This window comes from Pseudomonas sp. GCM10022186, from assembly GCF_042656385.1.
In the GTDB taxonomy this organism is placed as follows: Bacteria; Pseudomonadota; Gammaproteobacteria; order Pseudomonadales; family Pseudomonadaceae; genus Metapseudomonas.
In genome coordinates this window covers 36,273-48,898 of sequence record NZ_JBHSOU010000001.1, presented here as the reverse complement: position 1 = coordinate 48,898, position 12,626 = coordinate 36,273, and the positions used below count along the sequence as shown (strand labels likewise).

Annotated in this window: 12 protein-coding genes; 4 read left to right on the top strand and 8 right to left on the bottom strand. The window is 64.0% G+C overall.

Annotated features, from left to right (window positions below; translation table 11 throughout):
* Nucleotides 1–6 precede the first annotated feature (6 nt).
* The gene (gene rplM / locus ACFPU0_RS00250; protein ID WP_003448479.1) at nt 7–435 is read right to left on the bottom strand and encodes a 50S ribosomal protein L13; all 429 of its coding nucleotides are present in this window, start codon (nt 433–435) and stop codon (nt 7–9) included.
* A 274-nt stretch (nt 436–709) separates the two neighbouring features.
* Between rplM and ACFPU0_RS00245 the strand changes: the two genes are divergently transcribed.
* Nucleotides 710–1,747, top strand: a complete 1,038-nt coding sequence (locus ACFPU0_RS00245) for an NADP(H)-dependent aldo-keto reductase (RefSeq protein ID WP_377690792.1) — start codon at nt 710–712, stop codon at nt 1,745–1,747.
* A gap of 186 nt (nt 1,748–1,933) precedes the next feature.
* Here the strand turns inward: ACFPU0_RS00245 and ACFPU0_RS00240 are convergent, their stop codons facing one another.
* The gene (locus tag ACFPU0_RS00240; protein WP_377690791.1) at nt 1,934–3,073 is read right to left on the bottom strand and encodes an acyl-CoA dehydrogenase family protein; all 1,140 of its coding nucleotides are present in this window, start codon (nt 3,071–3,073) and stop codon (nt 1,934–1,936) included.
* Nucleotides 3,074–3,327: 254 nt separating this feature from the next.
* Between ACFPU0_RS00240 and ACFPU0_RS00235 the strand changes: the two genes are divergently transcribed.
* Together ACFPU0_RS00235 and ACFPU0_RS00230 are read left to right on the top strand one after the other, a co-directional pair.
* The gene (locus ACFPU0_RS00235) at nt 3,328–4,227 is read left to right on the top strand and encodes a GlxA family transcriptional regulator (protein ID WP_377690888.1); all 900 of its coding nucleotides are present in this window, start codon (nt 3,328–3,330) and stop codon (nt 4,225–4,227) included.
* 128 nt (nt 4,228–4,355) lie between these two features.
* Nucleotides 4,356–5,321, top strand: a complete 966-nt coding sequence (locus ACFPU0_RS00230) for a hypothetical protein (RefSeq protein ID WP_377690790.1) — start codon at nt 4,356–4,358, stop codon at nt 5,319–5,321.
* A 139-nt stretch (nt 5,322–5,460) separates the two neighbouring features.
* On the opposite strand, the gene zapE is transcribed toward ACFPU0_RS00230, so the two are convergent.
* From zapE to ACFPU0_RS00215, 3 genes are all read right to left on the bottom strand, one after another.
* Entirely contained in the window at nt 5,461–6,555 is a 1,095-nt protein-coding gene (zapE, locus tag ACFPU0_RS00225; RefSeq protein ID WP_377690789.1) for a cell division protein ZapE, read from the bottom strand.
* A gap of 95 nt (nt 6,556–6,650) precedes the next feature.
* Entirely contained in the window at nt 6,651–8,000 is a 1,350-nt protein-coding gene (locus ACFPU0_RS00220) for a tryptophan--tRNA ligase (RefSeq protein WP_377690788.1), read from the bottom strand.
* A 29-nt stretch (nt 8,001–8,029) separates the two neighbouring features.
* Nucleotides 8,030–8,656 carry an alpha/beta hydrolase gene (locus ACFPU0_RS00215; RefSeq protein ID WP_377690787.1) on the bottom strand — a complete coding sequence of 209 codons (627 nt, stop codon included), beginning with the start codon at nt 8,654–8,656 and terminating at the stop codon, nt 8,030–8,032.
* A 129-nt stretch (nt 8,657–8,785) separates the two neighbouring features.
* Here ACFPU0_RS00215 and ACFPU0_RS00210 point away from each other — a divergent pair, with 129 nt between their 5' ends.
* Nucleotides 8,786–9,226: a YhcB family protein gene (locus ACFPU0_RS00210; protein ID WP_377690786.1), complete on the top strand. Its 441-nt coding sequence runs from the start codon at nt 8,786–8,788 to the stop codon at nt 9,224–9,226.
* Nucleotides 9,227–9,319: 93 nt separating this feature from the next.
* Here ACFPU0_RS00210 and cysN read toward each other — a convergent pair whose 3' ends face one another.
* The 3 genes from cysN to cysD are packed head-to-tail and all read right to left on the bottom strand — an operon-like array spanning nt 9,320 to nt 12,593.
* Entirely contained in the window at nt 9,320–11,221 is a 1,902-nt protein-coding gene (cysN, locus tag ACFPU0_RS00205) for a sulfate adenylyltransferase subunit CysN (protein ID WP_377690785.1), read from the bottom strand.
* 59 nt (nt 11,222–11,280) lie between these two features.
* Nucleotides 11,281–11,625, bottom strand: coding sequence for a four helix bundle protein (locus ACFPU0_RS00200; protein ID WP_377690784.1), 345 nt, complete (start codon nt 11,623–11,625; stop codon nt 11,281–11,283).
* A gap of 50 nt (nt 11,626–11,675) precedes the next feature.
* Nucleotides 11,676–12,593, bottom strand: a complete 918-nt coding sequence (gene cysD, locus ACFPU0_RS00195) for a sulfate adenylyltransferase subunit CysD (RefSeq protein ID WP_377690783.1) — start codon at nt 12,591–12,593, stop codon at nt 11,676–11,678.
* Between the last annotated feature and the right edge of the window lie 33 nt (nt 12,594–12,626).

Genomic DNA, 12,626 nt, shown 5'->3' with positions numbered 1-12,626 from the left:
ATCCCGTTAAATCTTCAGTTCTTGGGGCTGCTGAGCGGTGTGCGGGTGAACAGAACCCTTGTACACCTTCAGCTTGCGATACATGTCGCGGCCCAGCGGGTTTTTCGGCAGCATGCCTTTTACCGCGGTCTCGATCACGCGCTCGGGGGCCTTGGCGATCAGCTTCTCGAAGTTGATCTCCTTGATGCCGCCCGGGAAGCCGGAGTGCGAGTAGTACATCTTGTCGGTGGTCTTGGCACCGGTAACACGAACCTGCTCGGCGTTGATCACGACGATGTAGTCGCCGGTGTCAACGTGAGGGGTGTATTCCGGCTTGTGCTTGCCACGCAGACGGCTGGCAATTTCGGTGGCCAGACGACCCAGGGTCTGACCTGCAGCGTCGACGACGTACCAGTCGCGCTTAACAGTTTCCGGTTTTGCAGTAAAAGTCTTCATTCGCTATAGCCTCAGGGGCCGCCCTGAAAATAAGACGGCGGATCTTACTGAATAGTGCTCGCCCTGGCAATACAGGGCAGCCGGAAACAGACGCTATCGGGGGCTCGGGTCAGCGCGTCCGCTACGGCAGAGGTTTGTTCGGCAGGCTAGGCATCCCCGCCTTCCTTCTCCGCAGGCTAGGCATCCCCGCGAAGAAAGCCGCGGAATTATGCCGATTGCAGGAAAAATTTCAACCTGATTTCATGCCCTCTTCACTTGAACCAAGGAGGCAGCGATGGAATACCGCCAACTCGGCCGCACCGACCTCAAGGTCAGCAGCCTGTGCCTGGGCACCATGACCTGGGGCGAACAGAACACCGAGGAGCAGGCTTTCGCCCAGATCGAGCGCGCCAAGGCCTACGGGATCAACTTCATGGACACGGCGGAGATGTACCCGGTGCCGCCGCGGGCGGAGACCTACAGCGCCACCGAAACCATCATCGGCAACTGGTTCGCCAAACGTGGCGACCGCGCCGACTGGATCCTCGCCAGCAAGGTCGCCGGCCCGGGCAACGGCATCAGCCATATCCGTGGCGGCAACCTCAAGCACAATCGCGAGCACATCACCGTCGCGCTGGACGCCAGCCTGAAACGCCTCAAGACCGACTGGATCGACCTCTACCAGTTGCACTGGCCCGAGCGCAGCACCAACTTCTTCGGCCAGCTCGGCTATCAGCACAAGGAAGAAGACTTCACCCCGCTGCAGGAAACCCTCGAAGTCCTGGGCGAGCAGGTCAAGGCCGGCAAGATCCGCCATATCGGCCTGTCCAACGAAACGCCCTGGGGCGCCATGAAGTTCCTCCGGCTGGCCGACCAGCTCGGCCTGCCGCGCGCCGTATCGATCCAGAATCCCTACAACCTGCTCAACCGCACCTTCGAGGTGGGCCTGGCCGAAGTGGCGATCCGCGAACAGTGCGGCCTGCTGGCCTATTCGCCGATGGCCTTCGGCATGCTCTCCGGCAAGTACGAGAACGGCGCGCGACCGGCCAATGCGCGGATCACGCTGTTCAGCCGCTTCACCCGCTACACCAACCCGCAGTCCCAGGCGGCCTGCTCGCGCTACGTGGCCCTGGCCCGCGAACATGGCCTGGACCCGGCGCAGATGGCGCTGGCCTTCGTCACGGCGCAGCCCTTCGTGACCAGCAACATCATCGGCGCCACGTCGCTGGAGCAACTGGAAGCCAACCTGCGAAGCACCGAGCTGAAGTTGTCCGAAGCGGTACTGGAAGGCATCGCCGCCATCCACAAGGACCAGCCGAACCCGGCGCCCTGACACGGCTGGAGGCTGGAGGCTGGAGGCTGGAGGCTGGAGGCTGGAGGCTGGAGGCTGGAGGCTGGAGGCTGGAGGCTGGAGGCTGGAGGCTGGAGGCTGGAGGCTGGACAGGGTTCGCTCGGCGCGGTGCCAAGTCAAGCCTTTCTTCGTTCAGCCTTCAGCCTCCAGCGCTCTTATCGGCTTTTGTCAGACCAGCGAGCGGGCGATGATCTCCTTCATGATCTCGTTGGTACCGGCGTAGATCCGCTGCACCCGCGCATCGGCCCAGGCCCGCGCCACCGCGTATTCCCACATGAAGCCGTAACCGCCGTGCAGCTGCACGCATTCGTCCAGCACCTTGCACTGCAGGTCGGTGCCCCAGTACTTGAGCATGGCTGCCGTGGGCACATCCAGCTTGCCCTCCAGGTGCAGTTCCAGGCAGCGGTCGACGAAGACCCGGCCGACCTGGATCTCGGTAGCCATCTCGGCCAGCTTGAAGCGGGTGTTCTGGAACTCGGCGATGGATTTGCCGAAGGCCTTGCGATCGCGGGTGTAGTCCAGGGTCCAGTTGAGCGCCGCCTCGGCCGAAGCCAGGGCGCCGACACCCACGGTCAGGCGCTCCTGGGGCAGCTCCTGCATCAGGTAGGCGAAGCCCATGCCCGCCTGGCCCAGCAGGTTTTCCCTGGGTACACGGACGTCCTGGAAGAACAGCTCGGAGGTGTCCTGGGCCTTCATGCCCACCTTCTCCAGACGCTTGCCCTTGGCGAAGCCCGGAGTGCCCGCCTCCACCAGGAACAGGCTGGTACCCTTGGCGCCGGCCTTGGGATCGGTCTTGGCCACGACTATCACCAGGTCGGCGAGGAAGCCGTTGGTGATGAAGGTCTTGGAACCGTTGATCACGTATTCGTCGCCATCCAGCACAGCGGTGGTCTTGACCCCCTGCAAATCGGAGCCGGCGCCCGGCTCGGTCATGGCGATGGCGGTCACCAGCTCGCCGCTGACCAGCTTTGGCAGGTATTTCTTCTTCTGCGCCTCGGAGCCGTAGTGAAGGATGTAGGGCGCGACTATGTCCGAGTGCAGCGAGAAGCCGATGCCGGTCAGGCCCAGGCGACCGATCTCCTCGATCACCACCGCGCTGTAGAGGAAGTCGGCGCCCATGCCGCCATATTCCTCGGGGATGTGCGAGCAGAGCATTCCCGCCTCGCCGGCCTTGTTCCACAGGGCGCGGTCGATATGCCCGTCCTTTTCCCACTGGTGGTGATAGGGCACCGCCTCCTGTTCGAGGAACTTGCGCACACTGTCGCGGAAGAGTTCGTGATCGGAGCTGAACAAGGTTCTTGGGATCATGGCTTCACCTTGAATAGGTATTCATGTCGTTGTCGGGAGAGGCGGAGGCCAACGACTCTAGGCTAGTCCCCTCCTCCGCCATACTGGACACTTAGGACAAAAAATAAGACGATCCAGCCGCAGAATGACCGCTTTCCCCTAATAAGAACAACACCATGAACAGCATGCAGCCCCCTACCCTCCGGCAGGTCAGCATCCTCGCCATCGACGGCGTCTTCGCCTCTACCCTGATGCAGGCCAAGGATTTCTTCCATATGGCCAGCCTTCGCTTCGGCAAGCTGCAGGGCAAGGGCCTGACCCCTGCCTTCCAGACCCGCCTGGTAAGCCCCGACGGCCAACCCGTGGGCAGCTTCAGCGAGGTGCGCATTCCGGTGGACGGTCCACTGGATACAGCGGACGTCATCGTCATCCCGACCTTCTGGGGCGACTTCGACACCCTGCTGGCGCGTTATCCACAGGTCTGTGACTGGCTGCGCGAGCGCCACGCCGCCGGCAGCGCCATCTGCGGCGAGGCGTACGGGGTATTCTGGATGGCCCAGGCCGGCCTGCTGGACGGCAAGGAAGCCACCACCTACTGGCGCTTCTTCGGCGAGTTCGCCGAACGCTTCCCCAAGGTGCTGCTGAACCAGGACAAGCACCTGTCCGACGCCGACAACCTCTATTGCGCCGGCGGTGTCACCTCGGCCTGCGACCTCTATATCTACCTGATCGAACGCTTCTGCGGCGCCGGCATCGCCCAGGCGGTGGCCCGCGACATCCTCTACGAAGTCCAGCGCAGCTACACCCCTGGCCGCATCGGTTTCGGCGGGCAGAAGCTGCACCACGACATGACCATCCTGCAGATCCAGCATTGGCTCGAGGACCACTTCGCCGACAAGTTCCGCTTCGAGGACGTGGCCCGCGACCACGGCATGAGCATTCGCAACTTCATGCGGCGCTTCCAGGCCGCCACCGGCGACAAGCCCCTGCACTACCTGCAGCGGTTACGCATCGAAACGGCCAAGGGGCTGCTCTCGGCCACGCGCAAGAGCATCAAGACCATCAGCTACGAAGTGGGTTACGACGACGCCAGCTTCTTCGCCCGCCTGTTTCGCCAGCACACCCAGCTCTCGCCCAACCAGTACCGCCGCCAGTACCAGCAGCAAGGCGAGTGACGCGGCCATCCCAAGGATGGGTTGGCCTCGGCCGGCGCCACCCTATGATCGGCCCATGCCCGAACGGGACGCCCCGAGCCCGCGCCAGCCCGGCGCGGGAGGACGACAACAAGAAAAGGTCCATCACCATGCGCCGCTATCTGCTCGCCCTGCTGGCCGCCTGCAGCCTCACCGCTGCGGCGGACGACAACTGGAAACCCTTCCCCTACGACCAGGCCGCCTACGACTATTCCGGCGACAAGCTGCGCCAGGCCTGGCCGCGCCTGACCCGCGGCTTCGGCCCCGACTACCCCTACCCGGACGCCGATTGGGTGCTGAGCATGGCCACGAAATACCCCAAGGCACTGGAGATGACCGTGACCGGCAGTAGCGGTTTCACCGGCAAGCCGGAAGAGGCCGAGGCCTATGCGGCCAAACTGCAGGACGTCTGGCGCCTGATGTTCCGCGGCGACTTCGCCGAAGCCAAGAAGCAGGGCCTGGCCCTGGGCGTCGGCGGCCAGGTACCGGCGATGTTCGCCCAGGTGGTCTACGCCCTGTTCCTGGCGCCGGACCAGGCCGAGAAACATCGCCTGCTGGAAGAGGTGATCCGCTACACCGACGACGCGGGCGACCTGGTCAAGGCCGACGCCGTCGCCCGGTTCGGCCGCGCCTACGCCAAGGCGCGGCTGGGCGAGGAGCTGCCGGTTGCGGTGGTGCTCAAGCGCGGCTACACCAGCCAGATTCCCGAGGAGCTGGACGCCCTGCTGACGGAACAGCCGCAGCAACCCTTCGCCCTCGCCCTCTACGGTGGCTTCGAAGCCGGCGTGATCCGCAAGGTGGGCAAGCTGGTGGGCAAGATGACCTATGGAGTCAGCGCGGAAAAGATGGAGCAGTACTTCGCCCGCTCCTTCAAGGCCACCAACGACCTGCCCATCGGCCACTACGAGTACGCCAACGCCCTGGAATACGTGTACGGCGACGACGAGGAAGCCAAGGCCCTGGAGCACCTGAAGAAAGCCGTGGCGCTCAAGCCGATCAATGCCATGGAAGCCCTGGAAGTGGCCCATGCGCAGAAGCTGTTGCAGCGGGAGGAACAGAAGGTGGCGCAGAACTAGCCAGCTGGAAGCTGGAAGCTGGAAGCTGGAAGCTGGAAGCTGGAAGCTGGAAGCTGGAAGCTGGAAGAGCCTGGGGCGACGGTGTTTATCGTCAACCCCGCCGCTTCCAGCTTCAGGCCTCAAGCTTCCAGCTATCTTTTTACGGTTTATGCGGCCGCGACAGGAACTCGTGGGACTGCATCTCCAGCAGGCGGCTCAGGGTGCGCTGGAACTCGAAGTTCAGGCGACCGCCCGAGTAGAGGTCCTTCAGCTCCACCTCGGCGGAGATGATCAGCTTGACGTTGCGGTCGTAGAACTCGTCCACCAGGTTGATGAAGCGCCGCGCCATGTCGTCCTTGGTCACGCCCATCTGCTCGACGTTGGCGAGGATCACCGCGTGGAAGATCTTGCCCAGCTCGATGTAGTCGTTCTGGCTGCGCGGACCGTCGCAGAGCTCGCGGAACTCGAACCAGGCGACGTCTTCGCAGACGCGCACGGCGCGGATCTCGCGGTTCTCGATCATCAGGACTTCATCTTCCTGGGCCATGGTGCAGTCCGGCAGCAGGCTCTTGAAGCTGCGGCTCAGGCTGGCCTCGGCCTCGGCGTCCAGCGGGAAGTGGAACAGTTCGGCCTGCTCGAGGGCGCGCAGGCGGTAGTCCACGCCGCTGTCGACGTTGACGATATCCGTGTGCTCCTTGAGCAGGGCGATGGCCGGCAGGAAGCGCGCCCGCTGCAGGCCGTCCTTGTAGAGGCCGTCGGGGACGATGTTGGAGGTCGCCACCAGGCTGACGCCATTCTTGAACAGCTCTTCGAGGAGCGTGGCCAGGATCATGGCGTCGGTGATATCCGACACGAAGAATTCGTCGAAGCAGATCACCCGGGCCTCGTCGGCGAAACGCTTGCCGATGATGGTCAGCGGGTTCTTCTCGCCCTTGAGGGTCTTCATCTCCTCGTGGACGCGCTTCATGAAGCGGTGGAAGTGGGTGCGCATCTTCTGCTTGAACGGCAGCGCGTCGTAGAAGGTATCCACCAGGTAGGTCTTGCCGCGCCCCACGCCGCCCCAGAAGTACAGGCCCTTGACCGGGCCCTGGCGCTTCTTGCCGAACAGGCTGCCCAGCAGGCCGGGCTTGCCGCGGTCTTCAGCGATCAGGTCGTCGTACAGACGCTGCAAATGGCGGACGGCAGTTTCCTGCGCGGCATCATGGAAGAAATCCGGCCGCTTGAGATCGGCCTGGTAGCGCTCGAGGGGGGTCATGATCGGTAGCAAGGCAACGAAAAACGGGGCAGGTACTTTAGAGCCTGCCCCGTGGATTGGCAATTGGCCGGTAGCGCCAGCCACTGGAAAGACAACTATTCCTGAGGCGCGAGAGCCGCGTACAGACGCTGGATGGCCGCATCGCGGGCGGCGGCGTCGGCGAAGGCCGGACTGGCCGCTACCTGCTCGTCGTCCAGCCAGATGCCGAAGGCTTCGCCCTCGACGCGCAGATCCAGTTCATCGCCGGCCTGCAGCCGCTTGCTGACCTGACCCGCAGCCTTGCCATCGGCGAAGGAACGGGACAGCAGCAGCTGCTCGCCATCGGCGTCCAGCAGACGGAAACGGAAACTGCCGTCCTCATCGCGGAAGCTGACGAAACGGGCGCTCTTGGCCGCCTTCTTCGCCTTGGCCTCGCCACCGGCCTGCGCACTGGCGCGGAAGGAGCGCAGACCGACGGCCTCGCGCAGCTCACCGAGGAAGGGCGTGGCGATCCTGCGGGCCTTGGCGGCGCCGGCGAGGAGGATGTCCTCCAGGTCGGATGGACGCTCGATCAGCGCGTGATAGCGCTCGCGGGCCTCGCCCAGCTCGCTGTCGAGCAGCTGGAACAGGCGCTGCTTGGCTTCGCCCCAGGCCAGGCCGGCCAGCAGGTCGGCGCGGAACCCGGCGAGTTGCGCCGGGGTGGCGAAGGCCTGGTAGAGGGTGAACAGGTGGGAGCTGTCCGGATCCTTCGGCTCGCCAGGCGCGCGGGAGTCGGTGATGATGCGCGCGATGGCGTCCTTCAGCTGCTTGGCACTGCCGAACAGCGGGATGGTGTTGTCATAGCTCTTGGACATCTTGCGGCCGTCAAGGCCGGGCAAGGTGGCCACTTCTTCCTCGATCACCGCTTCCGGCAGGGTGAAGAACTCGCGGCCGGCGCCGAACAGGTGGTTGAAACGCTGGCCGATGTCGCGGGCCATCTCCACGTGCTGGATCTGGTCGCGGCCCACCGGAACCTTGTGGGCGTTGAACATCAGGATGTCCGCCGCCATCAGCACCGGGTAGCTGTACAGGCCCATGGTGACGCCGGCATCCGGGTCTTCGCCATTCTCCAGGTTCTTGTCCACCGAGGCCTTGTAGGCGTGGGCGCGGTTGAGCAGGCCCTTGGCGCTGACGCAGGTGAGCAGCCAGGTGAGTTCGGGGATCTCGGGAATGTCGGACTGGCGGTAGAAGGTTGCCTTGTCGGTATCCAGGCCGCAGGCCAGCCAGGTGGCGGCGATTTCCAGACGCGAACGCTGGATGCGGGCCGGATCGTCGCACTTGATCAGGGCGTGGTAGTCGGCCAGGAAGTAGAAGGAATCGACGTCGCTGGCGCGGCTGGCGACGATGGCCGGGCGAATGGCGCCCGCGTAGTTGCCGAGGTGCGGCGTGCCGGTGGTGGTGATGCCGGTGAGGATACGAGTGGTCATGGTGTTCGCTTGTCGGACTTCGTTCGGAATCAGAGACGCGGCAGGACCAGGTCCTTGAGATCGGTCAGCTTGCCGTGGAAGAAGTGTCCGCATTCTGCCACTTTCAGCAGCTCATGGGGGCGCGCAAGGCCGGCGGACCAGTCATAGACCGCCTGGGGCGGCACGACTTCATCGGTGTCGGGCTGGATGACCGTCAGCTCACCGCCTTCGGGCAACGGGTGGTCCAGGGTCATGCGCATCACCGCGGGCGCCACCATGAACAGGCGCGGCACCGGGATGCCCTGGCGCTCCAGGCGCCCGGCGAGAGTGGCGGCGACGAAGCCACCGAAGGAGAATCCGAACAGAGTCAGTGGCAGCTCCGGGCGCTGGGCGCGGAACCAGTGGGCGACGGCTTCGGCATCGTCCACCTCGCCGGTGTCCATGTCATGGCCGCCGGCACTGGCGCCGACGCCGCGATAGTTGAAGCGCAGGGTGCTGTAGCCGGCATCACGGGCGGTGCGCTGCAGGGTGGAAACCACCTTGTTGAGCATGGTGCCGCCCTGCACCGGGTTTGGATGGCAGATCAGCGCCAGGCCCTTGGCCTCGGGCAGATCGAGATGCAGCGCTTCGAGCTGGCCACAGGGGCCATCGAGCAGAAGAGGGATTTCGCGGCTCAACTAGGGAAACTCCGTGACCCCGTGACGGGTCGACTCGTCTTGGATTAGCACAACAGGGCTTGCGTCGCGGTATACAGCGCGGATTCGAGCCGTTAACGTAAAGCAAAGCCGCTTATAGAGGAAGGACTCGTGGAACAGTCGCTCATCATCTGGTTGCTACCAGTCTTGACCCTGCTCGCCGGTATCGGCATCGGTTTCCTGATCGCCCGCCTGGTGCCCAACGCCGCCCCGAGCCGGACGCAGCGCCAACTGGATGACCTGCAGGAACGCTTCGATACCTACCAGAGCGAGGTCGTCACTCACTTCAACACCACTGCCAACCTGGTGAAGAAGCTCACCCAGAGCTACCAGGAAGTGCAGGAGCACCTCTCCGAGGGCGCCAGCCGCCTGGCCCTGGACGAGCTGACACGCCAACGCCTGCTGGCCGCCCTGCACGCCGACGAGGCCGCCAGCCCGCGCGAGCGCCTGACCCCGCCGAAGAGCAACGAGGCACCCAAGGACTATGCGCCCAAGGCTCCGGACGCCCCCGGCACCCTGGACGAGACCTTCGGCCTGAAAGGCAAGTACTGATTGCCCCTCGGCTGCGCCGGGTACCCGGCCAGCCGAACTGCAAGCCAACAAAAAGCCCCGCACGATCTGCGGGGCTTTTTGCTACCGGGCCGTTTAGATCGCGCCGCGTTCGCGGAGCAGGTCGAGCACCTGCTTCACACCCTCTTCCACATTGGTGGACTGGGTATCGATCACCAGGTCGGCATCCAGCGGGACGTCGTAGGGGAAGGACTCACCCGGGATGTTGTCCTGGCCGGCAGCGTAGAGGCCCTGGGGGTCGCGCTCGCGGCACGCCATGGGGGATGCCTGGACGTACACGGTGATCAGGCGCTCGGCGCCGATCAGCGCCCTGGCCTGCTCGCGACCTTCGGCATCGGGGGCGACGAAGGCAGCCAGGGTCAGCATGCCGGCTTCGTTGAACTGACGGGCGACATGGGCGGCGCGGCGCCAGTTCTCGGTACGGCCGGCGCGATCCTGGGGCAGCCCCTTGTTCAGGTCGTGGCGCAGGTTCTGGCCATCCAGCACATAGACGGCACGGCCCATGTCGAACAGCTTGCGCTCCACGGCATAGGCCAGGGTGCTCTTGCCGGCGCCGGAGAGACCGCTGAACAGCACGGTAGCCGGCTTCTGGCCGAAGCGCGCGGCACGCTCCTCGGGAGACACGTGGGCCTGCTTGCCATGGTGGCCTTCGACGTTACGCCCGGCCTGCGGGTCGGCGATGATCATGCCGGCGCCGACGGTGCCATTGGTCAGGCGATCGATGACGATGAAGGCACCGGTGGTGCGGTTCTGCCCGTAACCGTCGAGGGCGATGGACGCATCCAGGCTGACCTTGACCTTGGCGATCTCGTTCAGCTGCAGGCTGCTGGCAGCGGTTTCCTCGAGGGTGTTCACATCCACCTTGTGCGCGATGCTCGGGATGGAACCCGGCACGTAGCTGGTGGCACGCTTGATGTCGTACTTCTTGCCCGGGAGCATCGGCTCCTCGGACATCCACACCAGCATGGCGTCGAAGCTGTCGACCACCACGGGCTGGTTGTCGGCGTGCACCAGCATGTCGCCGCGGGAAACGTCGATCTCGTCTTCCAGGGTCAGGGTGATGGCCTGGCCCGGGCCGGCCTGCTCCAGTTCACCGTCGTAGGTGACGATGGACTTGATCCGGCTGCCCTTGCCCGATGGCAGGGCCACCACGTCGTCGCCCTTGTGCACGATGCCGCTGGCCAGGGTGCCGGCGAAACCGCGGAAGTTCAGGTTCGGGCGGTTCACGTACTGCACCGGGAAGCGCATGTCGGAGACGTTGCGGTCGCCGGCGATTTCCACGGTCTCGAGGATCTCCATCAGCGACTGGCCGGAGTACCAGGGCGAGCGCTCGCTCTTGTTGACCACGTTGTCGCCCTTCAGCGCCGACATCGGCACGAAGTGGATCGAGGTGGGGGCGAGCTTGATACGCTCGGCGAACTGCAGGTAGTCGGCCTTGATCGCTTCGAAGACGCCCTGGTCGAAGTCCTTCAGGTCCATCTTGTTGACCGCGACGACGATGTGCTTGATCCCCAGCAGCGACGCGATGTAGCTGTGGCGGCGGGTCTGGGTCTGCACGCCGTAGCGGGCATCGACGAGGATGATCGCCAGGTCGCAGGTGGAGGCGCCGGTGGCCATGTTGCGGGTGTACTGCTCATGGCCGGGGGTGTCGGCGATGATGAACTTGCGCTTGGCGGTGCTGAAGTAGCGGTACGCCACGTCGATGGTGATGCCCTGCTCGCGCTCGGCCTGCAGGCCATCCACCAGCAACGCCAGGTCGACGTCGTCACCGGTGGTGCCGACCTTCTTCGAGTCGCGGGTGATGGCCTCCAGATGGTCTTCGTAGATCATCTTGGAGTCGTGCAGCAGGCGCCCGATCAGGGTGCTCTTGCCGTCGTCGACGTTGCCGCAGGTGAGGAAGCGCAGCAGTTCCTTGCGCTCGTGCTGGGCCAGGTAGGCGAGGATGTCCTGGCTGATCAGATCGGATTGGTGGCTCATTGCATTCTCCGAGCTGGAAGCTTGAAGCCAGAAGCTTGAAGCCTACAGCGATCGAGTAATCAGTCTTGGCGTATGACTCGAATCAGACTGGACAGCATGGCGGCGATTTCCCGGGTTTCACGGATACCGAACTTGGCGAAGGCTTCTGGCACGAAGCCTACATCCAACCCGATATACAACTGCGTCCTGAGCTCAGCACAAGAGCCTTTGGCGATCAGCAGGAACCTGATCTTCTCCCGCTCTCCCTCACGGCTCATGCCTTCGGCAATATTGCTCGGTATCGAAAGGCCTGCACGAGTGATCTGGTCCTTGAAGCCAAAATCGTTCAGGTCACGCAGCTGCCGGTAGAGATCCGCCGATAAGCGTGCGGCCCGCTTCCATACTTCCAGTTTCTCGAAATTCATGCAGCACTCCCTGCTGCTCAAGCTTCAAGCTTCCCGCTTTCAGCTTCCGGCTAGAAATACCCTTGCCGTTTCTTTTCTTCCATCGAACCGGCCTGGTCATGGTCGATGACACGGCCCTGGCGTTCGGAAGTACGGGTCAGGAGCATTTCCTGGATGATTTCCGGCAGCGTGGTGGCGGTGGATTCCACCGCGCCGGTGAGTGGGTAGCAGCCGAGGGTGCGGAAACGCACCATGCGTTTCTCGATGCGTGCTTTCTCTTCGTCGGAGAGGTGCTCGAGGATGCGCTCGTCGTCGATCATGATCAGCGTGCCGTTCTTCTCGATGACCTCGCGCTCGGCGGCGAAGTACAGCGGCACGATCGGGATCTGCTCGAGGTAGATGTATTGCCAGATGTCCAGCTCGGTCCAGTTGGACAGCGGGAAGACGCGGATCGATTCGCCCTTCTTCACCTTGCCGTTGTAGACGTTCCACAGCTCGGGACGCTGGTTCTTCGGGTCCCAGCGGTGCTTGCTGTCGCGGAAGGAGTAGACGCGTTCCTTGGCGCGGGACTTCTCCTCGTCGCGGCGGGCGCCGCCGAAGGCTGCGTCGAAACCGTACTTGTCGAGCGCCTGCTTGAGGCCCTCGGTCTTCATCACGTCGGTGTGCTTCGCGCTGCCATGGGTGAAGGGGTTGATGCCCTGGGCGACGCCTTCCGGGTTGACGTGGGTGATCAGGTCCAGGCCCATCTCGGCGACCATCTTGTCGCGGAAGCTGTACATCTCCTGGAACTTCCAGCGGGTGTCGACATGCATGACCGGGAACGGCAGCTTGCCGGGGAAGAACGCCTTGCGCGCCAGGTGCAGCATGACGGCGGAGTCTTTGCCGATGGAGTAGAGCATCACCGGGTTGTCGAATTCGGCGGCCACTTCACGAATGATGTGGATGCTCTCCGCCTCCAGCTGTTTCAGGTGCGTCAGTTTATCGAGCATGGCTACTCACGAAGGTCTTTCTGATACGACGGC